This is a genomic window from Phenylobacterium sp. (genome assembly GCF_016124325.1).
Classification (GTDB): Bacteria; Pseudomonadota; Alphaproteobacteria; order Caulobacterales; family Caulobacteraceae; genus Phenylobacterium.
Window position 1 is genome coordinate 57249 of sequence record NZ_WGNY01000011.1, and the last position, 25182, is coordinate 82430.

23 protein-coding genes and 1 pseudogene are annotated in these 25182 nt (G+C 70.4%); 12 read left to right on the forward strand and 12 right to left on the reverse strand.

Features of this window, described 5'->3' with window-relative positions:
• The first annotated feature begins 10 nt into the window (after positions 1–10).
• On the forward strand, positions 11–1555 hold the full coding sequence (locus GC203_RS05315) for a YifB family Mg chelatase-like AAA ATPase (protein ID WP_293452068.1): 1545 nt from the start codon (positions 11–13) through the stop codon (positions 1553–1555).
• On the opposite strand, the gene GC203_RS05320 is transcribed toward GC203_RS05315, so the two are convergent.
• From GC203_RS05320 to GC203_RS23915, 4 genes and pseudogenes are all read right to left on the reverse strand, one after another.
• The gene (locus GC203_RS05320; protein WP_293452070.1) at positions 1501–1956 is read right to left on the reverse strand and encodes a hypothetical protein; all 456 of its coding nucleotides are present in this window, start codon (positions 1954–1956) and stop codon (positions 1501–1503) included. The two genes, GC203_RS05315 and GC203_RS05320, sit on opposite strands and share 55 nt — an antisense overlap.
• Positions 1957–2019: 63 nt before the next feature.
• Positions 2020–2388, reverse strand: coding sequence for a hypothetical protein (locus GC203_RS05325; protein ID WP_293452072.1), 369 nt, complete (start codon positions 2386–2388; stop codon positions 2020–2022).
• A gap of 191 nt (positions 2389–2579) precedes the next feature.
• Positions 2580–2918 (reverse strand): hypothetical protein, encoded by a 339-nt coding sequence (locus tag GC203_RS05330; RefSeq protein WP_293452074.1) that lies wholly within the window; start codon positions 2916–2918, stop codon positions 2580–2582.
• 124 nt (positions 2919–3042) lie between these two features.
• Positions 3043–3210, reverse strand: a pseudogene (locus tag GC203_RS23915) (helix-turn-helix transcriptional regulator); the annotation flags it as partial.
• Between the two features lie 163 nt (positions 3211–3373).
• On the opposite strand from GC203_RS23915, the gene GC203_RS05335 reads away from it, so the two are divergent.
• A complete protein-coding gene (locus GC203_RS05335) occupies positions 3374–4912 on the forward strand; it encodes a response regulator (protein ID WP_293452076.1) in 1539 nt (512 codons plus the stop codon).
• Between the two features lie 22 nt (positions 4913–4934).
• Entirely contained in the window at positions 4935–6278 is a 1344-nt protein-coding gene (locus GC203_RS05340; protein WP_293452078.1) for an MFS transporter, read from the forward strand.
• Here GC203_RS05340 and GC203_RS05345 read toward each other — a convergent pair.
• From GC203_RS05345 to rlmN, 3 genes are read right to left on the reverse strand one after another with little or no spacing between them, the layout of a single operon-like run.
• Positions 6275–7105, reverse strand: a complete 831-nt coding sequence (locus GC203_RS05345) for a serine protease (protein ID WP_293452080.1) — start codon at positions 7103–7105, stop codon at positions 6275–6277. The genes GC203_RS05340 and GC203_RS05345 overlap by 4 nt on opposite strands.
• A gap of 17 nt (positions 7106–7122) precedes the next feature.
• Positions 7123–7542 (reverse strand): DUF350 domain-containing protein, encoded by a 420-nt coding sequence (locus GC203_RS05350; protein WP_293452082.1) that lies wholly within the window; start codon positions 7540–7542, stop codon positions 7123–7125.
• Between the two features lie 53 nt (positions 7543–7595).
• Positions 7596–8759 (reverse strand): 23S rRNA (adenine(2503)-C(2))-methyltransferase RlmN, encoded by a 1164-nt coding sequence (gene rlmN / locus GC203_RS05355; protein WP_293452084.1) that lies wholly within the window; start codon positions 8757–8759, stop codon positions 7596–7598.
• A 133-nt stretch (positions 8760–8892) separates the two neighbouring features.
• Here rlmN and GC203_RS05360 point away from each other — a divergent pair, with 133 nt between their 5' ends.
• The gene (locus tag GC203_RS05360) at positions 8893–9894 is read left to right on the forward strand and encodes an NADPH:quinone oxidoreductase family protein (RefSeq protein ID WP_293452086.1); all 1002 of its coding nucleotides are present in this window, start codon (positions 8893–8895) and stop codon (positions 9892–9894) included.
• 8 nt (positions 9895–9902) lie between these two features.
• On the opposite strand, the gene GC203_RS05365 is transcribed toward GC203_RS05360, so the two are convergent.
• Together GC203_RS05365 and GC203_RS05370 are read right to left on the reverse strand one after the other, a co-directional pair.
• Positions 9903–10178, reverse strand: a complete 276-nt coding sequence (locus tag GC203_RS05365; protein WP_293452088.1) for a helix-turn-helix transcriptional regulator — start codon at positions 10176–10178, stop codon at positions 9903–9905.
• 104 nt (positions 10179–10282) lie between these two features.
• Positions 10283–11185 (reverse strand): helix-turn-helix domain-containing protein, encoded by a 903-nt coding sequence (locus tag GC203_RS05370; RefSeq protein WP_293452090.1) that lies wholly within the window; start codon positions 11183–11185, stop codon positions 10283–10285.
• A gap of 96 nt (positions 11186–11281) precedes the next feature.
• Between GC203_RS05370 and GC203_RS05375 the strand changes: the two genes are divergently transcribed.
• The 4 genes from GC203_RS05375 to GC203_RS05390 all read left to right on the forward strand — a co-directional run bounded on the left by GC203_RS05375 (position 11282) and on the right by GC203_RS05390 (position 14302).
• Positions 11282–12145 carry a glucose 1-dehydrogenase gene (locus GC203_RS05375; protein ID WP_293452092.1) on the forward strand — a complete coding sequence of 288 codons (864 nt, stop codon included), beginning with the start codon at positions 11282–11284 and terminating at the stop codon, positions 12143–12145.
• 10 nt (positions 12146–12155) lie between these two features.
• Entirely contained in the window at positions 12156–13076 is a 921-nt protein-coding gene (locus GC203_RS05380; RefSeq protein ID WP_293452094.1) for a DMT family transporter, read from the forward strand.
• Between the two features lie 340 nt (positions 13077–13416).
• Complete coding sequence (locus tag GC203_RS05385; protein ID WP_293452096.1) at positions 13417–13605, forward strand: hypothetical protein; 189 nt, start codon at positions 13417–13419, stop codon at positions 13603–13605.
• An 82-nt stretch (positions 13606–13687) separates the two neighbouring features.
• Positions 13688–14302: a hypothetical protein gene (locus GC203_RS05390; protein WP_293452098.1), complete on the forward strand. Its 615-nt coding sequence runs from the start codon at positions 13688–13690 to the stop codon at positions 14300–14302.
• 33 nt (positions 14303–14335) lie between these two features.
• On the opposite strand, the gene GC203_RS05395 is transcribed toward GC203_RS05390, so the two are convergent.
• Positions 14336–14749: a YkvA family protein gene (locus tag GC203_RS05395; protein ID WP_293452100.1), complete on the reverse strand. Its 414-nt coding sequence runs from the start codon at positions 14747–14749 to the stop codon at positions 14336–14338.
• A gap of 55 nt (positions 14750–14804) precedes the next feature.
• Here GC203_RS05395 and GC203_RS05400 point away from each other — a divergent pair, with 55 nt between their 5' ends.
• Positions 14805–15584 (forward strand): SDR family NAD(P)-dependent oxidoreductase, encoded by a 780-nt coding sequence (locus GC203_RS05400; protein ID WP_293452102.1) that lies wholly within the window; start codon positions 14805–14807, stop codon positions 15582–15584.
• Here the strand turns inward: GC203_RS05400 and GC203_RS05405 are convergent, their stop codons facing one another.
• A complete protein-coding gene (locus tag GC203_RS05405) occupies positions 15585–16541 on the reverse strand; it encodes a dienelactone hydrolase (RefSeq protein WP_293452104.1) in 957 nt (318 codons plus the stop codon).
• 67 nt (positions 16542–16608) lie between these two features.
• On the opposite strand from GC203_RS05405, the gene GC203_RS05410 reads away from it, so the two are divergent.
• The gene (locus tag GC203_RS05410; RefSeq protein ID WP_293452106.1) at positions 16609–17202 is read left to right on the forward strand and encodes a TetR/AcrR family transcriptional regulator; all 594 of its coding nucleotides are present in this window, start codon (positions 16609–16611) and stop codon (positions 17200–17202) included.
• An 8-nt stretch (positions 17203–17210) separates the two neighbouring features.
• Here GC203_RS05410 and GC203_RS05415 read toward each other — a convergent pair whose 3' ends face one another.
• Positions 17211–18695 carry a helicase HerA-like domain-containing protein gene (locus tag GC203_RS05415; protein WP_293452108.1) on the reverse strand — a complete coding sequence of 495 codons (1485 nt, stop codon included), beginning with the start codon at positions 18693–18695 and terminating at the stop codon, positions 17211–17213.
• Between the two features lie 275 nt (positions 18696–18970).
• Here GC203_RS05415 and GC203_RS05420 point away from each other — a divergent pair, with 275 nt between their 5' ends.
• A complete protein-coding gene (locus GC203_RS05420) occupies positions 18971–20089 on the forward strand; it encodes an AI-2E family transporter (protein ID WP_293452110.1) in 1119 nt (372 codons plus the stop codon).
• Between the two features lie 247 nt (positions 20090–20336).
• On the forward strand, positions 20337–25181 hold the full coding sequence (locus GC203_RS05425) for an NAD-glutamate dehydrogenase (protein ID WP_293452112.1): 4845 nt from the start codon (positions 20337–20339) through the stop codon (positions 25179–25181).
• Position 25182: the final 1 nt, after the last annotated feature.

Here is a 25182-nt window from a genome sequence, read left to right on the forward strand (position 1 = left end):
GGTTGAGGCTATGGCGGCGCGGGTTGTCACCCTGGCCTTCAGCGGCGTGGAGGCCGTACGCGTCGACGTCCAGGTCCAGTTCACCCAGGGAACCTTCGCCTTCATCCTCGTGGGCCTGGGCGACAAGGCCGTGGCCGAGAGCCGCGAGCGGGTGATGGCGGCCTTCACCGGCCTGGGCCTGGCGCTGCCCGGCCGCCGCATCGTGGCCAATCTCGCCCCCGCCGACCTGCCGAAGATGGGCAGCCACTACGACCTGCCGATCGCGCTGGCGGTGATGGCGGCCATGGGCGTGATCCCGCCCGACGCGCTGGAGGGCTGGGCGGCGGTCGGCGAACTGGCCCTGGACGGCCGCATCACCCCGGTGGCCGGGGCCCTGCCGGCCGCGGTGGCGGCCGGCGCCATGGGGCTGGGCCTGATCTGCCCCGAGGCCTGCGGGCCGGAAGCCGCCTGGGCGGGCGAGACCCAGGTGCTGGCCGCGCCCTCGCTGATCGCCCTGGTCAACCATTTCCGCGGAACCCAGATGCTGTCGCCGCCCAGGCCCGGGCCGATGCTGGACGGCGAGCGGGTCCCCGACCTGCGCGACGTGAAGGGCCAGGAAAACGCCAAGCGCGCGCTGGAGATCGCCGCGGCCGGCGGCCACAACCTGGCCTTCATCGGCCCGCCGGGCTCGGGCAAGTCGATGATGGCCCAGCGCCTGCCCGGCCTGCTGCCGCCGCTGACGCCCGAGGAACTGCTCGAGACCTCGATGGTCCATTCCATCGCCGGGCTGATCGCCAGGGGCCGGCTCACCCGCGCCCGGCCGTTCCGCAGCCCTCACCATTCGGCCAGCATGGCGGCGCTGACGGGCGGCGGGCTGAAGGCCAAGCCGGGCGAGGTCAGCCTGGCGCACAACGGCGTGCTGTTCCTCGACGAACTGCCGGAGTTCAGCGGCCAGGCCCTGGATTCGCTGCGCCAGCCGCTGGAGACGGGCGAGGTGGTGGTGGCGCGCGCCAACGCCCATGTCCGCTATCCCGCGCGGTTCCAGCTGGTGGCGGCCATGAACCCATGCCGGTGCGGCCACGGCGGTCCCGGCCGGGGCGCCTGCGGACGCGCGCCACGCTGCCAGACCGACTACCAGGGCCGCATCTCGGGGCCGCTGATGGACCGCATCGACCTGACGGTGGAAGTCCCGCCGGTGACGGCGGCCGACCTCGCCCTGCCGCCGCCGGCCGAGGGGACCGCCGAGGCGGCGGCCCGTGTCGCCGGGGCCCGCGCGGTCCAGGCCGAGCGCGCCGCGGAAGGCGGCCCCGGCGCGGCGCCGCTGAACGCCCAGGCCGAGGGCGACTGGCTGGAGACCATCTGCGCCCTGGACGAACCCGCCCGCGCCTTGCTGAGCCGCGCGGCGGAGGCCGGCGGCCTGTCGGCCCGCGGCTGGGCCCGCACGCTGCGGCTGGCGCGCACCATCGCCGATCTGGAGGGGGCGGACGCCGTGCGCCGCATCCACGTGGCCGAGGCGCTGGTCTACCGGCGCATCGCGCCGAACGCCGCATTGGGCTCGTCATCCGTCTCCGCGTAGCGCGGCGCGGTCCAGGCGCCGTAGCTAATCGTGAACAGGATCAGGTAGCTCCAGACGATGCCGGCGGTCAGATAGGCCCATCCGCTGACCCTGGGGTCGACCGCGTGGGCGACATGGGTGACGACGCAAAGCAGCTGAAAGCCGGCCACGGGCAGCGGCCAGAAGCGGCGCGTGCGCAGCGCGATCCACATGTAGAGGGCCAGCAGGGCGCTATCGAGCGCTAGGATGGCCCACTGGGTTTCCTGACTGCGCGACCGGAACACGACGAGCGTGAGCGCCCAGTTGGCCAGCAGACCGGCCGCGGCGAGGCGCTCTTCGTCGCGACCGCGCCAAACCGCGAGGCCGCAGGCCACCATCAGCGCTGTAGGCCAGACCCAGACAGGAAGTTGATACGCAGACACGATTGCGGCCCCCGGAGGCTCCGAGGGCCGCAATTTGGCAGAGGGTTCGCCGTGTTGGAACCTCTAGGAGGCGACGCGGAAGCGACGGCCGCTCATGCGCACGCGATCGACCTCCACGGCGGTGGGCGGCGGCTTTTCGCCCGAGTCGCCATCCATGCGCACCGCCCCCAGTCCGATCTGGCCCTGGACGACGCTGAGTTCCTTGTGGGTCTCGACGATGGCGCGGCGGGCTTCGGCGAGCGCCATGATCGCCTCGCTGGCGCGCTCCATGGCGTCCTGGCCGATCAGCGCCGAGGCGCCGGCCTGTCGGCGCAGCGAGGGCATGGCGCCCGTGAGAAGAGCGGTCTTGGAGATGGCCGCGTCGATCGCGGCTTCGGCTTCGAAGAGGGCTCCGGCGACCTGTTCGGCCGCCATGCGGCGTTCTTTGAGCATAGGGGGTCTCCATGCGCGCCGCGTGTCGCAGCGCGCCCAAGGTTTGGCATGACAGGGTTGCTTGGCCGTTCAGGCCTTTAGTAAATCCGCCGCCAGATCGCCGAGAGCGTGGAGGCCCGCCAGCATGCCCCCGAAAGCGAGGGCCGTGAGGATGGCGATGGCCACGATCGCGCCGAGTCGGGCGGGGGCGCTCAACTCATTTCGGCGCGTCCTGGATCGATCTCGCCCTTGAAGTTCTCGTCGAGGAGAACCCACGTCAGGCAGAGGATCTCGCGCAAGACCATCTCGCTCGGCTTGAACGGCGCCAGTTTCCGGGTGGCCGAAACCAGGTGCCGCGCCATGTCCGCCTGAGCTGGCGTGGCCGCCAGATCGACGAGCTGCCGCTCGAGCTGCGTCCAGGAGAAGCTGGGGATCAACTCCTCCCGACGCGGGGGCGCCGGCCAGCGAGCTTCGAATTCGTCGATTTCCCGACGCAGGCGCAATGCCCGGCCGATCATCGCTCTGTTCTCGAAATTCGGTTCCTGGCCCATCGGACGCTCCCTCGATTGCGAGAGCATCGAGCCCCAGTCCGGGGGGGTTGTCTGTCCTGATCGCATCCTGTCCTGACGCGGTCAGGACAGCCGGCCGATCGACCTGGCGCAGGAGCCGCGCCGCCTGGAAGCGATCGTCCACGCCCAGCTTGCGGCGCGCCCGATCGCAATAGGTGTCCACGGACGTCTTCGACATCCCCAGTTCGCGCGCAATCTGCTTGGAGCTGAGGTGCTGATCGACGAGGCGCAGGCAATCCCGTTCGCGCTGGGTCAATAGCTCGACGGCGTTCATCCAGGCCCTCAAAGCGGCGCAACTATCCAACCCTGGCAGTAAACGCCGCGTTTGGCGCGGCGTCTACTTTGGCGCGCGCTTTTCGGCTCCTCGCGTTGTTTTGTAGCGGGGCGCGGGCGCGCTTGACCGACCGTTAAGCCGTTCGGCCTAAGCCTTGCGCGCCATGCGGAGACCGTCACGACCTCTTTCAGAGCGCCGCCCGTCGCGCGCCCAGATCAGCGCCGAGCAGCTGGCGTCGCTCAGCCATGAATTCCGCACGCCCCTGAACGGCGTGCTGGGCATGGCCCGCCTGCTGGAGGGCACGCGGCTCACCGCCGAGCAGAAGGCCTACGTCGCCGCCCTGCGCGACAGCGGCCAGCACCTGCTCACCCTGGTCAACGACGTCCTCGACTTCGCGAAGCTGGGCGCGGGCCGCGTCGAGCTGCACCCGGCCCCCATGAACGTGGAGGACCTGCTGCGCGGCGTCGCCGAGCTGCTGTCGCCCAGGGCTCGGGAAAAGGGGCTGGAGATCGCCTGGGCCGCGCCGGCCGCGCCGGCGGCCATCCACGCCGACGAGGGGCGCCTGCGCCAGATCCTGCTCAATTTCGCCGGCAACGCCGTGAAGTTCACCAAGGCGGGCGGCGTCCTGATCACCGCCGACACGCCCGAGCCGGGCCGCCTGCGGTTCAGCGTGGTCGACAGCGGCCCGGGCGTCTCGTCCAGCGACCGGGACCGCATCTTCGAGGCCTTCGCCCAGGCCGACCAGACCCACGCCGATCTCGGCGGCTCGGGCCTGGGGCTCGCTATCGCCCGGCGGCTCGCCCGCGCCATGGGCGGCGACGTCGGCGTCGACGCGCCGGAAGGCGGCGGCGCCTGCTTCTGGTTCGAGGCGTCGTTCACGACCCTGCCCGTCGTCGTCGAGCGCGCGCTGGCCGGCCGATCGATCGGCGTGGCCTCGCCCAACCCGATGGTGCGCGAGGCCGCCCGGCGGCAGATCGAGGCCTGCGGCGGGGTGGCCAAGCTGGCCGAAACCCTGCCGGACGCGATCGCCCGCACGCGTCCCGGCGAGGTGATCCTGGTCGACGCCAGCCTCGCGGAGACGGCGGGGCGGCTGCGCCCGCCGCTGCAGCGCCCGGCGATCATCCTCCTGGCCCCCGACGAGCGCGGCCGCATCGCCGGCTACCGGCGCGCCGGCTTCTCGGGCTATCTGATCAAGCCGCTGCGCCGCGCGTCGCTGGCCGAGCGGGCGCTGATCGCCCTGGGCGCCGCGGGGCCCGCCGCGCCCGCGCCGGGCGAGGACGAACGCATCGCCACGGCCGCCGCGCCGGGCGCCCACATCCTGCTGGTCGAGGACAACCCGATCAACGCGCTGCTGGCCCGCGCGCTGCTGAGCCGCGAGGGCTGCGAGGTCGAGCACGCCACCGGCGGCGAGGAGGCGCTGGCGGCCGTCAAGGTGGGCAGCTTCGACCTGATCCTGATGGACATGCGGATGCCCGGGCTCTCCGGCGAGGAGACCGCGCGCCAGATGCGGGCCGCCGGGATCAAGACCCCGATCGTGGCCCTGACCGCCAACGCCTTCGAGGACGACCGGCACGCCTGCCTGGCCGCGGGCATGGACGACTTCCTGGTCAAGCCGCTGTCGCCCGACGCCCTGCGCGGGGCCCTGACGCGGTGGATCCGCACCGGCTGGACGAAGAAGGCGGCGCGCGCCAAGGTCGGCTGATCCTCGCCGGCAAGGCCTCCGAATGACCGACCAGACCGCGGCGGCCAAGCCCCGCAAACGCTCCGCCATGGACGTGGTGCGCGCGCTGCGCCAGCCCAAGGTGGCGGTCATGCTGGCGCTCGGCTTCGCCTCGGGCCTGCCGTTCCTGCTCACCCAGAACACCTTCGGCTACTGGCTGCGCGACGAGGGCACGAGCCTCAAGGTCATCGGCTTCATCTCCTGGGTGGGGCTGGCCTATGTGCTGAAGCCGTTCTGGTCGCCGGTGGTGGACCGGGTCGACGTGCCGCTGCTGGGCCGCCTGGGCCGGCGCCGCGGCTGGATGGTGCTGTCGCAGATCGCCGTGGCCGCGGGTCTCCTGGGCATGGTGGCCGCCGGCCCCGGCGCCGGCCTCACGGCGATGGGCGCCTTCGCCCTGGTGGTGGCCTTCGCCTCGGCCACCCAGGACATCGTCATCGACGCCTGGCGCATCGAGGCGGCGGCGACCTCCGAGGAGATCGGCCTGCTCTCGTCGGCCGCCCAGCTCGGCTATCGGGTCGCCCTGCTGGTGGCCGACGCAGCCATCATCGCCGCCGCCCAGCACTACGGCTGGCCGCTCTCCTACATCGCCATGGCCGCCCTGATGGGCCTGGGCGTGATCGCCAGCCTGTTCGCCTTCGAGCCGGCGCGGGCCGACGAGGTGATGCACGACCAGGCGCCGCTGTGGACCCCGCGCGGCTTCTTCGACGCCATCGTCGGGCCGTTCATCGACTTCTTCGGCAAGCACAAGGCGCTGGGGCTGCTGATGCTGGCCGCCATCGCCGCCTATCGCCTGCCCGACTTCCTGATGGGGCCGATGTACAACCCCTACTACCACGACCTGGGGATCTCGAAGGACGAGGTGGCCCTGGTCCGGGCGGCGACCGGCCTGCCCGGCGCCTTCATCGGGATCGGGGTCTCGGGCCTGTTCGCGGTGCGGTTCGGCCTGTTCCGCACGCTGATCACCGGGTCGGTCCTGCAGGGCCTGGGCACCGCCGCCTTCGCGATCCTGCCCGCGCACCACGACATCCCGACCTTCACCGCGGTCATGGCGCTCGACAACTTCGCCCAGGCCTTCGCCGGCGTCGCGTTGGTGGCCTACATGTCGAGCCTGACGGGCCTGGGCTACACCGCCACCCAGTACGCCCTGCTGTCGTCGACCTACGCCTTCCTGGGCAAGTTCCTGAAGGGCTTCTCGGGCGCGGTGGTGGACGGCCTGACCGCCGCTCACGGACTCCTGGGCGCCTATGCGATCGCCTTCATCGGCACGGGCCTCACCGCCGTGCCGCCCATCCTGCTCTTCATGCTGCTGGCGCGGCTCAGCCGCCCCAGGCCCGACGCCCCCAGCTAGCCTTCCAGGCAGATCACCTGGGCCACCTGCAGTTCGCGGCGCAGGTCGTCGGCGACGTAGAAGTAGTTCTGCGGCGTGATCGGTTCGCCCGCGGTGCTGGTTTCGTTGCGCCGGCCGTTGGCCTGCAGCGTCTTCGACACGATCTCGGGCGCGGTGGTGTAGATGCGGCCGCGGCGCGGGCTCTCGGCGATGGTCACGCCCAGCACCCGGCCCTGGGAGTCCAGCGCCGGGGCGCCGGACAGCCCGCCGAGCGTGCCCTGGAGCCCCTCGGTGCGGCCGGTCTCGGCCCAGACCAGCACCGGCTCGGTGCGCGCGCCGTGCCCGCGCACGACGAGGTTCTCGCGCCCCAGCAGCCGCGAACTGGCCTCGCCCGGCTCGCCCTGCGGGAAGCCCGGGTGGAACGCCCGCTGGCCGCGGCGCAGCGGCTCGGCGAGGGCCAGCGGCAGGGGCTGGGCCCCGCCTTCGGTGTAGAGCAGCGCCGCCTCGCCGCGCGGATCGATCCGCACGTTGACGGCCACGCCGGTGCCCGGGCCCACGACGATCGCGGCCTTGCGGCAGCCGTCGACCACGTGGCGCGCGGTCAGCCAGACGCCGGTCCGCGCGATGGAGAACGCCGTGCCGGCGGCCGGACCCGCCTTGGCCGGAACGTCGACCACGATGGAGGGATCGAACGGCGAAGCCGGGCCCAGCGCCTCGCCGAGGGGCTCGGCCCCCTTCGGCGGCGGGGGCGGCGCGTCCACATGCTCGTCGCGGCCGAGGGCGACGAACAGCAGCGCCACCACGATGGCGGCGTAGACGGCCCAGTCCGGGAGCCGGGGGAAACGCATCTCAGCGTTCCATCACCTCAGCTGCGAGCCGCGGCGATGATCAGCGCGGTGGCGATCTTGGCGCCGACCAGCAGCGCGGCCGCCGAAATCTCGCCCTCGACGATCCGCTTGGGCAGGCCCCGCAGCAGCATGTCGACGATGCGGAAGACCAGGAGCTGGACCACCACGGTCACCGCGCCCCACAGTCCGATCTCCACCAGGTTGGTCGAAGCCCTGAGCGACGCCGCCAGCGGGATCGCCAGCCCGATCAGCACGCCCGCCAGCGAGATCGCCGCCGCCGAATTGCCCTCGCGGATCAGGGCGATCTCCTTGTGCGGCGTGAGCAGCACATAGATCGCCGAGCCGGCGAGCAGGATGGCGAACGTCGCCACCGAATGGGCCAGGAAGACCGGAAAGCCCGCGGCGAAGGCCTGGACCTCAGGCGACGGCGTCGGCATGCGCACTCCCTCGAAGAGACGGCTGCACCGTTAGCATGGACAGGGCGGCGAGATCAGGCCTCGGCGGCCTTTCGCCGCGCGCTGGCCCGGAGCTTCTCGCTCTCGCTCTTGAGCTGACCGCAGGCGGCCAGGATGTCGCGGCCGCGCGGCGTGCGGATCGGCGAGGCGTAGCCCGCCCGGTTCAGGATCGCCGCGAACGCCTCGATGGTCGACCACGACGAGCACTCGTACTGACTGCCCGGCCAGGGATTGAACGGGATCAGGTTGATCTTGGCGGGGATGCCCGCCAGCAGCTTCACCAGGGCCCGGGCGTCGGCCGGACTGTCGTTGACGCCCTTCAGCATCACGTCCTCGAAGGTCACCCGCTTGGCGTTGGACAGGCCGGGGTAGGCGCGGATCGCGCCCATCAGCTCGGCGATCGGGTACTTGCGGTTCAGCGGGACCAGCTTCTCGCGCAGCTCGTCGTTGGTGGCGTGCAGCGAGATGGCCAGCATGGCCTGGGTCTTTTCGCCCAGCTCGGCAAGCTGGGGGACCACGCCCGAGGTCGAGACGGTGATGCGCCGCCGCGAAATGGCGATGCCCTCGTTGTCGGCGATGACGTCGATGGCGGCGGCCACGTTGTCGAGATTGTAGAGCGGCTCGCCCATGCCCATGAACACGATGTTCGAGAGCCGGCGGTCCTCCTTGGGGCTGGGCCATTCGCCCAGGTCGTCGCGGGCCACCTGCACCTGGGCCACGATCTCGGCCGCCGTCAGGTTGCGCACCAGCGGCTGGGTGCCGGTGTGGCAGAACGTGCAGTTCAGCGTGCAGCCCACCTGGGACGAGACGCACAGCGCCCCGGCGCGGCCGACGTCGGGGATGTAGACCGTTTCCACCTCGACGCCCGGCGCCATGCGGATCAGCCACTTGCGGGTGCCGTCCTTGGAGACCTGGCGCTCCACCACCTCGGGGCGGGCGAGGCTGAAGGCCCCGGCGAGCGCGGCGCGCGTCTCCTTGGCGACGTCGGTCATGGCGGCGAAGTCGGTGACGCCGTAGTGGTGGATCCAGCGCCAGAGCTGGCTGGCCCGCATCCGCGCCTTTTCCTTCGGCACGGCGCCCGCCTCGACCAGCGCGGCCGCCAGCTCTCCGCGGGAGAGCCCGGTGAGGTTGGTCGGCGCGGACGCCCCGGTATCGCGCGAAGGCGCGGGCGCGCGGCTGAGATCGAGGGTCACGCCCAAGCGGGAACATCCTTCTGGAGAGCGGCGAATATAGGTGACACCGAACCGGTCACCAAATCCCTGCTTTCAAACGCCCGTTCGGCCGGGGTAGGGTCCGCGCCCGACGCAAAAGACCAATGGGAGAAGGCGAACCATGAAGGCGCTGTTGAGCAAGGCCGTGGGCGGCCCCGACACCCTGGTGCTGGAGGACGTGCCCTCCCCCGTCGCCAAGCCGGGCTTCGCCGTGGTCGAGGTCAAGGCGGTGGGCGTCAACTTCCCCGACACCCTGATCATCGAGGACAAGTACCAGTTCAAGCCCGAGCGGCCGTTCGCCCCGGGCGGCGAGATCTCCGGCATCGTGAAATCGGTGGGCGAGGGCGTCACCAACGTGAAGCCGGGCGACCGGGTGCTGGGCAACACCGGCTGGGGCGGCATGGCCGAGGAGCTGGCGCTGGAAGCGGCGCGGCTGGTGAAGATCCCCGACGAGATGCCCTTCGACGACGCGGCCGCCTTCATCATGACCTACGGCACCAGCTGGCACGCCCTGAAGGACCGCGCCGATCTCCAGCCGGGCCAGTCTCTGCTGGTCCTGGGCGCCGCCGGCGGCGTGGGCCTTGCCGCGGTCGAACTGGGCAAGGCGATGGGCGCCAAGGTGATCGCCGCCGCCTCCAGCCAGGAGAAGGTCGATCTCTGCATCAGCCGCGGCGCCGCCTCGGGCGTGGTCTATCCGAAGGGCCCCTTCGACCGCGACGGCCAGAAGGCCCTGGCCGCGCTCTTCAAGGACGCCTGCGGGCCCAACGGCGCCGACGTGATCTACGACGCCATCGGCGACGCCTACGCCGAGCCGGCCCTGCGTTCGATCGCCTGGGAGGGCAAGTACCTCGTGGTGGGCTTCGCCGCCGGCGAGATCCCGAAGATTCCGCTGAACCTCGCCCTGCTGAAGGGCTGCGAGATCGTGGGCGTGTTCTGGGGCTCCTGGGTGGCCCGCAATCCCAAGAAGCACCAGGCCAGCGTGGCCGAGCTGATGCAGATGTACGTCGAGGGCAAGATCAAGCCGCACGTGTCCGAGCGTTTCCCGCTCTCCCGCGCGGCCGAGGCGATCAAGCACCTCGCCAGCCGCAAGGCCATGGGCAAGGTGGTCGTGACCGTCGACTGATCGCAGCTCTAGACGGCGAGGCGCAGCGTCGGCTCGCGCTTCGCCGGGGGCTCGGCTGCGATCTCCTCCTCGAGGCCCAGGAAGAAGTAGCCGACGTCGACGTCGAGCGCGCGCGCCAGCTTCCAGAGCACCGGCGCCGAAACCCGGCACGTGGCCGTCTCGTACTTCTGGACCTGCTGGAAGGTGACGCCGCACGCCTGGCCCAGGCCCTGCTGGGTCAGGCCCAGGAGCCGGCGGCGGCGGCGTATCCGCCGGCCGACCGTGGCCGCGATCAAGTCGTCCATGCCCAACACCCCCAACGCGAACGCCGAATATCGCGCTCTTTGAACCGGGTTATGCCGAAGAATAATTGTAGGAATGCGACATCGGCCGCTTTGACGTCGCGCAATCAGGCGTCCGGTCCCGTCGGCGGCTGAAGAACCTGCACCGGCGCGCCCAGCAGGGCTTTCCGTCGCTTCCACGCCTCGCCCATGAAGGGCTGCTCGCGCGCCAGATAGGCCCGCGGCGACTCGCCCATGTAGTAGCGGAACTCCCGGATGAAATGGGCCTGGTCGGCGAACTGGTCGTCGATCGATTTCGACCAGCCTCCGTCCGGAGACTCGCGCATCGTCGCGAGCGTCCGCAGCACTCTCTGCCGGCGCAGCAGGCGCTTGGGCGTGAGCCCGAAGTAGCGCCGGCAGAACCGTTCGAGCTGGCGGGGCGAGAGGCCCACGCGATCGGCCCAGCCGGCCACCGTCTGCACGGCCCCATCCTGAAGCGCGGCGTGGGCGGCGGCGACCGCGTCCGCGTCCGACCCGTCGCGCAGCAACGGCGGGAGCGCCCGGTCGAGCGCCGCCAGCATGGCCGGAACGTCGGGCGCGTGGCGAAGGTCGGCGCCGATGGCGTCGGCGGCCGGCCCCAGCACGTCGGCGAGCGGCCGCATCTGGTCGGCGAACCGGTGGGCCGGCGCGCGGGTGAACATCGGCCAGCCCTGCGGCATCAGCCCTACGCCCACCAGCAGGCCCTCCGAGCCCGTGACCCAGACCGCGCGCTCCAGCGCGCCGGTCACGCCGACCGCCGGAACCGGCGCCCAGTCCGCGCCGGGGAACCTGGCGGTCCACCCGCCCGAGAGCACGAAGCGGAAATTGGCCCATTCGGGAAAGATCTGGTCGGTGACGACCCCGGGTCCGGTGACCCGGACGAGATAATAGGTGGTGATCGCCTTGCGGAGCGGCGGCGCCGGCAGGTGGTAGGTCACGGAAGCCAGGGCCTGCTCGGCGGCGACGTCGGCCGGGATTCGAATATCGGTCACGGCGAGCTAAACGGCCACGGCCGCGCTGGGTTCATTCGGGAGATGACAGGCGCCCGGCCCCAGCCTAGTGATCGCCGATAACCAAGGAGAAGGCGCATGGGCGGACGTCTGGAAGGCAAGGTCGCGGTCATCACCGGCGGCGTGTCGGGGATCGGGCTGGGAACGGTCGAGCTGTTCGTCGCCGAAGGCGCCAGGGTCGTGGCCGCCGACATCCAGGACGAGAAGGGCGCCATGCTGGAGGCGCGCTTCCCGGACCAGGTTCGCTACGCCCATTGCGACGTCACCGTCGAGGCCGAGGTCGCCGCAGCGGTGAAGCAGGCGGCCGACGCGTTCGGCGGGCTCGACATCCTCTTCAACAACGCCGGCATCTCCGACGGCATGCGGGCGATCGCCGAGATCGACGCCGACACCTGGACCTGGATCTACAATGTGCTCGTGCGGGGCCCCGCGCTGGGCATGAAGCACGCCGTGCCGCTGATGGCGGCGCGCGGCGGCGGCGCGATCGTCAACACCGCCTCGATCGCGGGCCTGCAGGCCGGCTGGGGCCCCATCGCCTATTCCTCGGCCAAGGCCGCCGTGATCCACATGACCCGCGTGGCCGCCGCCCAGCTCGCGGAACAGCAGATTCGCGTCAACGCCATCTGCCCCGGCCTGATCGCCACCTCGATCTTCGGAGCCTCGCTGGGCCTGCCGCGCGCGGTGGCCGACCAGATGGCCGCCCAGGTCGCCGCCCACGCCGCCAAGGTGCAGCCGGTGCGCAAGGCGGGCGCGCCCGACGACATCGCCCAGGCCGCGCTCTACCTCGCCTCCGACGCTTCCGCCTTCGTCACCGGAACCCACCTTGTCGTGGACGGCGGAATCACGGTCGGCCCGCGGCATTCGTGGGACCAGAGCGGCCCCTCCCCCTTCGCCGAGATGTTCGGCGACGCCTTCGCCCCGCCCCAGCCGGCGCAATCGTGACGAGGGCGGCATGACCGCCGGCTCCGCCGCGACGGGGGGCATGTCGCCCAACCTGCGCGGCGCGCTCTGGATGCTGGCGTCGTCCATCACCTTCACGATGATGATGACGCTCATCAAGTTCCTGGGCGACGACTACCCGGCGACGCTGCAGACCTTCTACCGCCAGGCCGCGGGGCTGGTGGTCCTGGCGCCCGTCATCATCCGCCACCGCGGCGCGGCCTTCGCGACCACCCGGCCCGGCATCCTGATCTTCCGCGCCACCGCCGGGACGCTGGGGATGATCCTGTCGTTCTACGCCTTCCAGAAGATGCCCCTGGCCGACGCCAACGCGCTGTCGTTCACCCGCACCCTGTGGCTCGTGCCGCTGGCCGCCTTCATCGTGAAGGAGAAGGTGGGCGCCTGGCGGGCCGGCGCCGCCGTCGTGGGCTTCCTGGGCGTGCTGCTGATGATCCGGCCGGGCGCGGGCGGACACTTCGCCGTTGGCCTGCCGGCGCTGGCCATGCTGGCCTCGGCCTTCCTCTTCGCCTTCACGGTCACGGGCATGAAGGTGCTGACCCGCGACCACGCGCCCATGGTGATCCTGGTGTGGTCGGCGGTGCTGGGGCTGATCCTGTCGATCCCCGGGGCGCTCTTCACCTGGCGCGTGCCGACCCCGCGCGACTTCCTGCTGCTGTGCCTGATGGGCGCGATCGCGACCGCCAACCAGGCCTGCTACATCAAGGGCATGCAGTGGGGCGACGCCGCCGCCATGGCGCCGATCGACTACACCCGGCTGATCTTCACCGCCGCCGCCGGCTTCCTCCTGTTCCACGAGGTCCCGGGCGCCTGGACGCTCGCCGGCGCCGGGATCGTGGTGGCGGCCACGCTCTTCATCACGCTGCGCGAACAGGCGCTGGCGCGCTCGCAGAAGTTATCTACGACCCACGGGTAGCATAGCTATTGGATAGCTCTGGGTGAGACGTGCCTGGGGATGTACTGGGGATAACCCAGCAACTCGCGCTTGACTCCACCCCCTGACCATCCCACGGTGCCTCGCGCTTGACAGCGAGACCAAATCAGGATCGCGCCTTGAGGGCGCGATTCGCAGCACTATATGTTGGTCGCGGACCCTCTCGACCTCAAGATGTTGAGCGCCTTGGCCGTTAAGGTGCAACAAAGTATTGTGCAATACGTTGTCTGATTGTATATGCGCGCCCCTCGACCATAGGCGCCACACGCTGGGGTTGTGTGGACAAACTGTTGAAGACTGCACACCGGAACTAGGAGGAGGCATGAAGCTACAAGACCTTACCCGCTTCCTCTTTGGCCGCGAGTATTTTTCGTGGGCGAAGTATGAGATGGAGGTCGAGCAGCTGGCTCGTGATGCCGGCAGCCGCCCATGTCGCGGGAATACCTCCGCTCAAGACAAGCGGTTCGTAATGGCCGAACAGATCGAAAAAGAAGCTAGACTTCCGATTTGATGATCGCCACAAACGAGTGCTAGAAGCGAATGCAACGAGAGGCCTGCTGATGCAGGCCTCTTTTGTGTTAGGGGCTAGCTGCGTGTTTGACGAAGAATCTAAACAAATTCTCGCAAACTCCGTCGCCTTCTGGAACGGAACCGAGAAAGTCCTCAAGGAAGCCGAACAACTCCGCGGCGAGTTGGTCGTCCCCGCGGTTTCCGAACTAAGGTATGCGGGGCGCAAATTAGTCGATTTTACGCAATCTCGACTCGCCAACGAAGATATGGCCGAGTCGAAAAAGCATATTTACGACTACGAACAGTGCTGCATCCGCGCTCGACACGATGCCGTCGATTCGGCCGTCATGTACATGAAAATATACTATGTTCACATGGTGAAGACATTCGGCATTGATGCGATTGCAAGTTGCTATCGACATCACGCAGAACTTCGTAAAGCGATTTCTATTGTCGAAGAGCGCGTTCTTTTGTCTCGAGAAGACAGACAAAAGAGAGTCGACCTATATAGCGAAATAAATGACGGCACTCTTTCCGATTTGATAGGAAAATTTCAGGAACTCGTCGACTCAGAAGATGTGGTGGCCGGAATTCGACAAGCTAGAGATAGAGAGCACAAAATAGCTATTGCTGGGGTTGCCATTGGAATTGTCGGCGTCTTGGTCGCCATTGCTTTCGGCGTCGTCACTCTATTTTGATCTGGCTCGAAACTTTGTTGCGTCTCTTGACGGCTAGTCGGACCGCAACCGCTCCAGCGCCCGTTTCGCCGCCTCGCGATGGCGGGGCTTCAGGTTCTTGCCGAGGATGGCCAGCAGGGCGGTGAACACCGCCGCGTCGTCGGTGAAGCCCAGGCCGGCGATGAAGTCGGGGATCGCGTCGACCGGCATCACGAAATAGGCCAGCGCCGCCAGCATCATGCCCTTGGCGGCCAGCGGGGTCTCTTCGTCCTTGGCGCAGAACCAGACCGCCAGCGCCTCGCCCGCGAAGGGGACGCGCGCCGCCGTCTTGCGGATCTTGGGCCAGAAGCCGCGCTCCACGCGCTCCTCGTTGACGCGCATCACCGAGGGGACCAGCGCCTTTTCGGGCGCGATGGCCTCGCTGGGATCGAAGCTGACGTCGGGTGACGCTTTTTTGCCGGCGCTCATCGGTCTAAGGCTTCGCCGATTTTCTCACACCCCATCATATGGGAGCGAAACCTCCATGGAACTGAATTCAAACGTCGCGGCGGTCGTCACGGGCGGCGCCTCCGGTCTCGGCGAGGCGACGGTGCGCGCCCTGGCGGCCCAGGGCGTCAAGGTCGCCATCTTCGACATGAACGAACAGAAGGGCGAAGCGGTCGCCAAGGAAGTGGGCGGCGTCTTCTGCAAGTGCAACGTCACCTCCGAGGAGGACGTCGACGCGGCCTTCGCCAAGGCCCGCGCGGCCAACGGCCAGGAGCGCATCCTGGTGAACTGCGCCGGCACCGGCAACGCCATCAAGACCGCCAGCCGCGACAAGCAGACGGGCGAGACCCGCCACTTCCCGCTGGATGCGTTCAACTGGATCATCCAGATCAACCTGGTCGGCACCTTCCGCTGCATCGCCAAGTCGGCGAAGGGCATGCTGGACCTGGAGCCGATCGACGGCGAGCGCGGGACCATCGTCAACACCGCCAGCGTGGCGGCCGAGGACGGCCAGATGGGCCAGGCGGCCTATTCGGCCTCGAAGGGCGGCGTGGTCGGCATGACCCTGCCCATCGCCCGCGACCTGGCCGGCGACGGCATCCGGGTGAACACCATCCTGCCCGGCATCTTCAACACGCCGCTGATGAACGCCGCCCCGCCGCAGGTGAAGGAGGCGCTGGCCGCCTCGGTGCCGTTCCCGAAGCGCCTCGGCAACGCCGAGGACTACGCCTCGCTGGCCCTGCAGATGATCACCAACCCCTACTTCAACGGCGAGGACGTCCGCCTCGACGGCGCGATCCGGATGGCGCCGCGCTGATCATCTCAGCGTCCGCTGGAGGAAGGCGACCACCTCGGCGTTGAACCGCGCGTGGAAGCCGGCCCGGTCGAAGATCCCGTCCCCGCAGATCTGCGGGGCGGCCTGGGCCAGGGCCGGCGAGCACGGCGGCAGGAAGTCGAAGTGGTCGGCGCCTTCGACCACGCGGTAATCCGGCGGGGTCGGCAGCAGGCCGCGCACCGCCTCGGCGTAGAGGGGGTGGGGCAGGATGCGGTCGGCGCCGGCCCGCCAGAGCTGAACCGGGACCTTCACCTCGTCGAGGCCGTGCGGCGCGAAGGTGAAGCCCAGGGCGGGCGCCGCGATCACGGCGGCGCGAATGCGCGGATCGTAGCCGCCGGCGCTCATCGCGGTTGAAGGTTCGCCGCCCTTCAGCTGGCAATCGAAATAGGTGGGATGCTCGGCGCAGTGCGGGCCGATGAGGCCCAGGTCCGGCCGCCCGCCGATGGCCACCAGCGCCGTGAACCCCCCCGACGAGAAACCGAACATGCCGATCCGCCCCGCATCGATCCGGGCGTGATCGGGCCATTCGGCGGTCATGTAGTCGATCACCCTCACGATGGCCGGCGCACGTTCGCCGATGCGGAGCGCGCGGCTGTGGTCGTCGTAGGTGTCGCCCGTGTGCGAGGGAGCCGCGACCACGAAGCCGGCTTCGGCCAGGGCGTGGGCCGTGTCGTAGTGGTCGGCGAACGAGCCGCCCGTGCCGTGCGACATCACCACCAGCGGAAGCCCTTCGCCCCGGACCGGCGCGCCCGCCGCCACCGACTGGCGCGAGAGCAGCAGGGGCTGGACCGTCTCGGGCGCATCGGTGGGATACCAGACCCCCAGCGTCAGCGGCCGGTCGCCGGCCACAGGGACCGACAGCGTCGCGAACCCGACCGAGGCCGCTTGTGCGCCCCCGCAAACCGCCCACGCCGCCGCCATTGCCGCCACCAGCCGCATCGCCGCCCCACAAATGTAAGCGATACTAACATTGCGGCCGCATGTTAGCTGTGTCAACATCCGAATCATGGCGCGAAAGGGCTATCACCACGGCGACCTGCGGGCGGCGCTGATCCAGGCCGCCGCCGAGGCCGTGGAGCAGGGCGGGCCGGACGCGGTGTCGCTCCGCGACCTGGCCAAGACGCTGGGGGTCTCGACGGCGGCGCCCTACCGGCACTTCGCGGACCGGCGCGCGCTGCTGGCCGAGGTCGCCGCCCAGGGTTTCGAGCAGCTCGCCGAGGACTACGGCCGCGCCGCAGCCCGCAACCCCGATCCGAAGGTCGCGCTACGCGACACGGCGCGGGCCTACCTGGGGCTGGCGTTCCGGCGGCCCGGCCTGTTCCGGCTGATGTTCGACAGCGACCTCATGGGCCCCGACGCCCCGGCGAGCCTGACCGGCCCAGCCGCCCGGTCGTGGGAGGCGCTCCATGCCGCCGTGGCCGCCATAGACCCGCAGGCCGACGACGCCACCATCAAGCGGCGGACGATCACCGGCTGGTCCACCCTGCACGGCTTCATCGCCCTGGTCAGCGGCGGCCGCCTGAAGGGCTTCATGACCGAGCCGCTCACCGAGGCCGAGCTTGTCGAGGCGATCCTCGACAAGACCCTGATCGCGGACTGAGGGGGCGGTCAGCGCCGGCGGCGGCTGGTCCCGGTCAGGCCGCCCATCAGGCCGCGCATCAGCTCGCGGCCCACCTGGCTGGCCACGGTCCGCACCAGGGTCGAGGCGAAGGCCTCGGTCATGGTCTGGCGGCTGGAGGCGCGGGCCCGCGGAGCGGCGGCGCGCGGCGCGGGCCGGGGCGCCGGGGCCGGCGCGGGAGCCGGGGCAGGCTCGGCCTGGGCGGCCTTCTTCTGCAGCACCTCGAACGCGGATTCGCGGTCCAGCGCCTGGTCGTAGAGTCCGCGGACCGGGCTGGCCGCCATCACCTGGGCGCGCTCGGCGGGCAGCAGCGGCCCCATCCGCGAGGCCGGCGGACGCACCTTGGTCCTCTGGACCACCGTGGGCGCACCCTTCTCGTCCAGCACCGAGACCAGCGCCTCGCCCACGCCCAGCGCCTGGATCGTCTCGGCGGTGTCGAAGTCGGGGTTGGGCCGGAAGCTGTCGGCAGCGGCGCGCAGGCCGCGCTGCTCCACCGGCGTGTAGGCGCGCAGCGCGTGCTGGATGCGGTTGCCGAGCTGGCCCAGCACCGTGTCGGGGATGTCGGCGGGGTTCTGGGTGACGAAATAGACCCCGACGCCCTTGGAGCGGATCAGGCGCACCACCTGCTCCACCTTCTCCAGGAGCGCCTTGGGCGCGTCGCGGAACAAGAGGTGCGCCTCGTCGAAGAAGAAGGCCAGGCGCGGCTTGTCGGGATCACCCACCTCGGGCAGCTCCTCGAACAGCTCGCTCATCAGCCACAGCAGGAAGGTGGCGTAGAGGCGCGGGCTCGCGATCAGCTTGTCGGCCGCCAGGATGTTGACGTAGCCGCGCCCGGAGGGGTCGGTGCGCATGAGGTCCGACAGGGCCAGCGCCGGTTCGCCGAACAGGTTGGTCCCGCCCTGCGTCTCCAGCACCAGGAGCTTGCGCTGGATGGTGGCGATCGTCGCCGTCGAGATGTTGCCATAACGGGCGGAGAGCGCCTTGGCGTTGTCGGCCGCGTAGCTCAGCGCCGCCTGCAGGTCCTTCATGTCGAGCAGGAGCAGGCCTTCCTCGTCGGCGGCGCGGAAGACCACCGTCAGCACGCCCTCCTGCACGTCGTTCAGTTCGAGCATGCGCGCGAGCAGGAGCGGCCCCATCTCGGAGACCGTGGCCCGGATCGGATGGCCTTCCTGGCCGAACAGGTCCCAGAACACCACCGGCGCCGCGTCGGGGCGGAGCGTCAGGCCCATCGACGCCGCCCGCGCCGTCAGCTTCTCGTTCGGCGAGCCCGGCGCGGCGAGCCCCGAGAGGTCGCCCTTCACGTCGGCGGCGAAAACGGGGACGCCGGCGTCCGACAACCCCTGGGCCAGGATCTGCAAGGTGATGGTCTTGCCGGTGCCCGTCGCGCCCGCGACCAGCCCGTGCCGGTTGGCGCGGTTCAGCAGCAGCTCCTCGATCCGGCCGGAATAGCCGATCAGCACGCCCTCATCGCTCATGTCGCCAACCCCCTACGAACCACGAATCACACGAAAAGCACGAAAGCGGCCGCAAGCGAACGCCCTCCGCGCGCAAGGCGGTCTCCTTCCGTGTTTCCCACGCGCGATCAAGTCTGCGCGATAACCTGGGCCGCACCCGCCAGTTCATGCCGGGAAAACGCCGGGAAGCCGGCAAATCCGCTCCCAAATCGGCGCGAAGAGAGGTAGAGCACGCCCGATTTGACGGCGCGGCCCCGGAAGGAGCACGGTCGCCGCCGGGATTCTCGAAAGCCCGTATGCCCGCCACGCCCGCCGATCCGGTCTTGCGCAACGCCCTGGTGATCCTGGCGACCATCGCGGCCGGGGTCGTGCTCTACCTGCTGGCCGACATCCTCACGCCCCTGGCCCTGGCCATGTTCCTGGCGCTGATGATCGACGGCTTCGCCCGGGTGCTGCGGCTGCGCCTGCGCGCGCCGAAACGGGCCGCCATGCCGCTCGCCGTCGTGCTTTCGGTGGTGATCTTCGTCCTTGCGGCGGTCTTCGTCGCGGACAACGCCTCGACCTTCGCCGGCCAGCTGGTGGACTACGGCCCGCGGCTGAACGGCCTGATCGCCCGGTTGGCTTCGCTGGCCGGGCTGCAGGCCCCGCCGTCGGTGACCGACCTGATGCGACAGCTCAATCCGGCCAGCTACCTGGGCCAGGTCGCCCAGGGCCTGCAGACCTTCGTCTCCACCGCCGCCTTCGTGCTGGTCTATCTGGGTTTCATCCTGGCCTCGCGCCGCGGCTGGGAGCGCAAGGCCGTCGCCCTCTTCCCGCGGGGCGAGCGGCGGCAGGAGGCGACGGACGCCTTCCTGCGCATCCGCAACGGGGTCGAGCAGTACCTCTGGGTGCAGACGGTCACCGGCCTGATGATCGCCGCGGCCTCATGGGTCGCCATGGTCGCCGTGGGCCTCGACAACGCCCTCTTCTGGGCGATCCTGATCTTCATCGCCTCGTACATCCCGGTCGTCGGCGGCATCGTCGGCGTGGCCGCCCCGCCGGTCTTCGCCCTCGTCCAGTTCGAGACCCTCTGGCAGGCGATCGTCCTGACGATCGTCCTCCAGGCCGTGGGCATGTTCGTGGGCAACGTGGTCCAGCCGCGCATGCAGGGCCGCAGCCTCAATATGGACCCCATCGCGCTGCTGCTGGCGCTGGCGTTCTGGAGCGTGCTCTGGGGCCTGCCGGGCGCCTTCCTGTCCACGCCCCTGACGACCGTGATGATGGTCGTCCTGGCCCAGTTCGAAGGAACGCGCTGGGTCGCCGTGCTGCTTTCGGCCGACGGCGACCCCGGCCCCATGAAACCTCGCGCGCCCGAGGCTCCGGCCGCGTCCGATCCCCCCAAGCAACCGGCGCCGAAACGCCGCTCGAAATCTTGAGACCCGGGACTTACACTGTGACCTTCCCCTTCCTATCTACTGTTGGCTGGACGACGGATACGTCCGGCAGGTGCGCCCGTCCCCCAACCCCGCGGGCGCAGCGAGCACCCTGCGTTTCGCCGCTCCCCCACGGCGGAACCAAACGCCGCCGGACACTCTCCTCCGGCGGCGTCCTCGCGTCCGGCGCAGACCTCCCCCTGGAAACACCGGACGCGAGCCCGTGCTCGCGCCGGGGAGACGCATGCCGATGAGCCGCTCCCCCCGCCCCGCGTCGGGCCTGCTCAAGGCCCTGAAGGCTGAGCTCGCCGACGACGCCGCGCCCGAGGCCGTGAAGGCGTTCGCCGCCCAGGCCGCCGCCGACGCCCAGCCCGACGAGCTGCCGGAACTCTCCGCCGCCGACCTCGCGTACAACCTCGCCGACCTCTGGCGCTTCGCCCAGCGCCGCCGCGGGCGCGCGCCGCAGATGCGCATCGCCCCCGCCGTCGGGGCCGAGCTGGACCTGCTGGAGATCGTGCAGGACGACGCCCCGTTCCTCGTCGACAGCATCATGGGCGAGATCGCCGACCAGGGCCTGTCGGTGCGCGCGATGTTCCACCCGATCGTGCCGGTGCGGCGCGACCGCTCCGGCGTGCGCGGCGCCGCGGGGACCCCGCGGCGCGAGTCGATGATCGAGGTGCTGCTGGAGCCGATCGGGCCCGACCGCGAGCACGCCCTGATCGACGGGCTGAAGGCGACGCTCACCGACGTCCGCGCCGCGGTCGAGGATTTCCCCGAGATGCTGGCGCTGATGAGCCGCACGGTCGAGGAACTGGCCGCCTCGGGCAGGGCGCGGCAGGACGAGGTGGATTTCCTCAAGTGGCTGCGCGCCGAGCACTTCGTGTTCCTGGGCGCGCGCGTCTACGAATACCCCAAGCTTCCCAGCGGCGAGTACGCGCCCGAGGAGCCGCTCTACCAGGCCAAGGACGGCCTGGGCGTGCTGCGCGATCCGGCGCGCACCGTGCTGCGCCGCGTCAACGAGCCCGCCGTGCTGATGCGCCAGGTGAAGGACCGCATCATCCGCGATCCGGCGGTCACCATCGCCAAGTCGAACGTGAAGAGCCGCGTCCACCGCCGCGGCTACATGGATTACGTCGGCATCAAGCGCTACGCCGAGGACGGCCGGCCGAGCGGCGAGGTCCGCTTCGTGGGCCTGTTCACCGCCGAGGCCTACGACCAGCCGGCGGGCGTCGTGCCGCTGGTGCGCGAGAAGGTGGCGCGCGTGCTGGCCCGCGCCGGAGCCGCGCCCGGCAGCTACAGCGAGAAGCGCCTCAAGAACATCGTCGAGAACTATCCGCGCGACGAGCTCTTCCAGGCCGGCGAGGACGTCCTGCTCGAGCAGGCGCTGGGCATCCTGCACCTGTCGGACCGGCCGCGGCTCAAGCTGTTCGCCCGCGTCGACCCCTTCGACCGGTTCGCCTCGGTGATGCTGTTCGTGCCGCGCGAGCGCTACGATTCCGACCTGCGCCGGCGCGCTGGCGAAATGCTGGTGGCGGCCTACGGCGGCCGGCTCTCGGCCTACTACCCCAGCTTCAACGACACGCCGCTGGCGCGCGTCCACTACATCATCGGCTTCACGCCGGGCCATCACCTCACGCCCGACCTGCGCAAGGTCGAGGCCGAGATCGCCGAGGCCGCGCGCACCTGGGAAGATCGCTTCGAGACGGCCGTGCGGGCCAGCGGCGGCGATCCCGAGGAGGTGCCCGCCACCCTGGCGCGCTACCGCGACGCCTTCCCGGCCGGCTACCGCGACCGCTTCGATGCCGCCGAAGCGCTCGCCGACGTGGCCGAGCTCGAGGCCTATGACGAGAACCAGGCGATCCGCGTGCGCGCCTACCGCACCGCCGCCGACGGCCCGCTGCACTTCCGCTTCAAGCTCTACCGCCGCGACGACCCCGCGCCGCTGGCCGACGTGCTGCCCATCCTGGAGAGCATGGGCCTGAAGGCCATGGCCGAGGCCGGCTTCGAGATCAGGCCGGCGGGCGGCGCATCGGTCTGGGTGCACGACTTCGAGATCGAGGACCCGCGCGGCGCCAACCTGGTGTTCGACGAGTTGCGCGACGTCTTCGAGGACGCCGTGGTCGCGGTCTGGACGAGCGCCACAGAGAACGACGGCTTCAACCGCCTGGTCATGGAGCTCGCCATCCCCTGGCGCGACGCGGCCCTCGTGCGGGCGCTCGCACGCTACCGCCAGCAGTCGGGCCTCGACCCGTCGCAGCGGGTGCAGGAAGAGGCGCTGACCAACCATCCCGGCGTCGCGCGCCTGATCCTCGACCTGTTCCGCATCAAGTTCGACCCGGCGATCCGCGCCGACCTCGACGCCCGGCGCGAACAGGCCAAGGCGGTGCTGGCCGAGATCGTCGAGGCGCTGCAGCTCGTGGAGAGCCTGGACGACGACCGGGTGCTGCGCCGCCTGGCGCTGCTGGTCGGCGCGATCCAGCGGACCAACTTCTACCAGCGCGCCGCCGACGGGGCGGTGAAGCCCTACATCTCGTTCAAGGTGGCGAGCGACGAACTGGCCGACCTGCCGGCGCCCAGGCCCTACCGCGAGATCTTCGTCTCCTCGGTCCAGGTGGAGGGCGTCCACCTCCGCTTCGGGCCCGTCGCCCGCGGCGGCCTGCGCTGGAGCGACCGCCGCGACGACTTCCGCACCGAGGTGCTGGGGCTGGTGAAGGCCCAGCAGGTGAAGAACGCGGTGATCGTGCCCGTGGGCTCCAAGGGCGGCTTCTTCCCCAAGCAGCTGCCGCGCGGCGGGGCGCCCGACGCGGTCCGCGCCGAGGCGATCAGCGCCTACAAGACCTTCCTGTTCGGCCTGCTCGACCTCACCGACAACCTCGACGCCCAGGGCCATGTGGTCCCGCCGCGCGACGTGGTCGTCCACGACGGCGACGACCCCTATCTGGTCGTGGCGGCCGACAAGGGCACCGCCACCTTCTCCGACATCGCCAACGGCGTGGCCGAGTCGTACGGCTTCTGGCTGGGCGACGCCTTCGCCTCGGGCGGCTCGGCCGGCTACGACCACAAGGTCATGGGCATCACCGCGCGCGGCGCGTGGGAGGCGGTCAAGCGCCACTTCCGCGAGCTGGGCAAGGACATCCAGTCCGAGCCCTTCACCGTGGTGGGCTGCGGCGACATGTCGGGCGACGTGTTCGGCAACGGCATGCTGCTGTCGCGCCACATCCGCCTGCAGGCGGCCTTCGACCACCGTCACATCTTCCTGGATCCCGACCCCGATCCGGCGACCAGCTACGCCGAGCGCGAGCGGATGTTCGCCCTGCCCCGCTCGTCGTGGGACGACTACGACCGCAAGGCCATATCGAAGGGCGGCGGCGTGTTCCCGCGCAGCCAGAAGTCGATCCCGCTGACCGACCAGGTCCGCGCGTTCCTCGGGACGAGCGCCGAGGCGCTGTCGCCGCCCGAACTGATCAACCTGATCCTCAAGGCGCCGGCCGAACTGCTCTACCTCGGCGGCATCGGCACCTATGTGAAGGCCAGGTCCGAGAGCCACCTGGACGTGGGCGACAAGGCCAACGACGCCGTCCGCGTCAACGGGGCGGACCTCAGGGTCAAGGTGGTGGGCGAAGGCGCCAACCTGGGTCTGACCCAGGCGGGCCGCATCGAGTTCGCCGAGAAGGGCGGTCGGGCCGACACCGACGCCATCGACAATTCCGCGGGCGTCGACAGCTCCGACCACGAGGTCAACATCAAGATCGCGGCCGGTGCGCTGGAGCGGCAGGGCCAGCTCACCCGCAAGCGGCGCGACACCATCCTGCGCTCGATGACCGACGACGTGGCCGCCCACGTGCTGGCGCACAACTACGACCAGACCCTGGCGCTCTCGCTGCTGGAGATGGATTCGCCCGGCGAGATGGATCCGCACGCCCGCTTCATGGCCGAGCTGGAGCAGGCCGGCCGCCTGGACCGCGCCGTCGAAGGGCTGCCCGACGCCCTGGCGGTGTCGGAGCGCATCGCCGCCGGGCGGGGCCTCTGCCGGCCCGAGCTCGCCGTCTTGCTGGCCTACGGCAAGCTGGAGCTCAAGCGCGAGATCGTCGCGGCGCGCGCCTATGAGGATCCGTTCTTCGAGCAGCGCCTGGAGGCCTATTTCCCCAAGCCGATCCGCAAGTGGCAGGAGCCGATCCGCCGGCACCGGCTGCGGCCCGAGATCATCGCAACGGTCGTCGCCAACGATATCGTCAACCGCTGCGGCCCGAGTTTCCCCTCGCGGATCATGGCGGCGGCGGGCTGCGACGTGACGGCCCTGATCGCCGGGTACGAGGCCGCCAAGCAGGCGCTCGACTTCGAGAAGCTCTGGGAGGACGTCGAGGCGCTCGACCTGAAGATCCCGGCCGGCGCCCAGCTGGCGCTGTTCCGCCGCCTCGTGGCCGGCCTGCGCGGGGCGACGTTCTGGCTGGCCCGGCGCGCCGGCCGCGAGGGCCTCGACGTGGCGGCGCTGACCGCGCGCTATGGCCCCGGCTTCAAGAGCCTGCACCGCCTGATGCCCGACATCCTCTCGCCCGTGGAACGGATGGGCGTGGATCAGCGGATCCATCAGCTCGTCGAGGCCGGCGCCCCGGCCAAGGCCGCCGCCGCCGCCGCCGTCCTGGGGCCGCTGACCAACGTAGGCGACCTGGTGGACCTCGCCGAGGCCTCCAGCTGGCCGCTGCCGAACGTGGCGCGACTCTACTACGCCACCGGGGCGGCCTTCGCCTTCGACCGCCTGCGCGCGGCCGCGGGCGAGTTCCGGGCCGGCGACATCTTCGAGCGGACGGCCCTGCGCCGCCTGATCGAGGACCTGCTGGCCGAGCAGGCGGGCCTGACGCGCGCGATCATGGCCTTCGCCGGCAACGCCCAGGCCGGCGAGGACGACGACCACGCCGGCAGCGCGGTCAGCGCGTGGTCACAGCTGCGGCCCGAGCAGGCCCGCGCGGCGGTTCGGACCATCGAGGAGATCGAGACCGGCGGCGGCGCCTGGACCTTCGCCAAGCTGACCATCGCCAACGCCGCCCTGCGCGAGCTGGCGGCGGAGGCCGCCGCGACGGCGAAGCGCAAGCGCTGAA

Excerpts from the sequence above, each read along its gene's own strand:
- GC203_RS05345 (WP_293452080.1), bottom strand. The coding sequence starts at position 7,105 with ATGCGTTTCCCCCGGCTCCCGGACTGGGCCGTCTACGCCGCCATCGTG.
- GC203_RS05335 (WP_293452076.1), top strand. The coding sequence starts at position 3,374 with ATGCGGAGACCGTCACGACCTCTTTCAGAGCGCCGCCCGTCGCGCGCC.
- GC203_RS05315 (WP_293452068.1), top strand. The coding sequence starts at position 11 with ATGGCGGCGCGGGTTGTCACCCTGGCCTTCAGCGGCGTGGAGGCCGTA.
- GC203_RS05420 (WP_293452110.1), top strand. The coding sequence starts at position 18,971 with ATGCCCGCCACGCCCGCCGATCCGGTCTTGCGCAACGCCCTGGTGATC.
- GC203_RS05360 (WP_293452086.1), top strand. The coding sequence starts at position 8,893 with ATGAAGGCGCTGTTGAGCAAGGCCGTGGGCGGCCCCGACACCCTGGTG.
- GC203_RS05350 (WP_293452082.1), bottom strand. The coding sequence starts at position 7,542 with ATGCCGACGCCGTCGCCTGAGGTCCAGGCCTTCGCCGCGGGCTTTCCG.
- GC203_RS05410 (WP_293452106.1), top strand. The coding sequence starts at position 16,609 with ATGGCGCGAAAGGGCTATCACCACGGCGACCTGCGGGCGGCGCTGATC.
- GC203_RS05425 (WP_293452112.1), top strand. The coding sequence starts at position 20,337 with ATGAGCCGCTCCCCCCGCCCCGCGTCGGGCCTGCTCAAGGCCCTGAAG.
- GC203_RS05340 (WP_293452078.1), top strand. The coding sequence starts at position 4,935 with ATGACCGACCAGACCGCGGCGGCCAAGCCCCGCAAACGCTCCGCCATG.
- GC203_RS05380 (WP_293452094.1), top strand. The coding sequence starts at position 12,156 with ATGACCGCCGGCTCCGCCGCGACGGGGGGCATGTCGCCCAACCTGCGC.
- GC203_RS05400 (WP_293452102.1), top strand. The coding sequence starts at position 14,805 with ATGGAACTGAATTCAAACGTCGCGGCGGTCGTCACGGGCGGCGCCTCC.
- GC203_RS05365 (WP_293452088.1), bottom strand. The coding sequence starts at position 10,178 with ATGGACGACTTGATCGCGGCCACGGTCGGCCGGCGGATACGCCGCCGC.
- GC203_RS05415 (WP_293452108.1), bottom strand. The coding sequence starts at position 18,695 with ATGAGCGATGAGGGCGTGCTGATCGGCTATTCCGGCCGGATCGAGGAG.
- GC203_RS05325 (WP_293452072.1), bottom strand. The coding sequence starts at position 2,388 with ATGCTCAAAGAACGCCGCATGGCGGCCGAACAGGTCGCCGGAGCCCTC.
- GC203_RS05375 (WP_293452092.1), top strand. The coding sequence starts at position 11,282 with ATGGGCGGACGTCTGGAAGGCAAGGTCGCGGTCATCACCGGCGGCGTG.
- GC203_RS05385 (WP_293452096.1), top strand. The coding sequence starts at position 13,417 with ATGAAGCTACAAGACCTTACCCGCTTCCTCTTTGGCCGCGAGTATTTT.
- GC203_RS05395 (WP_293452100.1), bottom strand. The coding sequence starts at position 14,749 with ATGAGCGCCGGCAAAAAAGCGTCACCCGACGTCAGCTTCGATCCCAGC.
- GC203_RS05405 (WP_293452104.1), bottom strand. The coding sequence starts at position 16,541 with ATGCGGCTGGTGGCGGCAATGGCGGCGGCGTGGGCGGTTTGCGGGGGC.
- GC203_RS05330 (WP_293452074.1), bottom strand. The coding sequence starts at position 2,918 with ATGGGCCAGGAACCGAATTTCGAGAACAGAGCGATGATCGGCCGGGCA.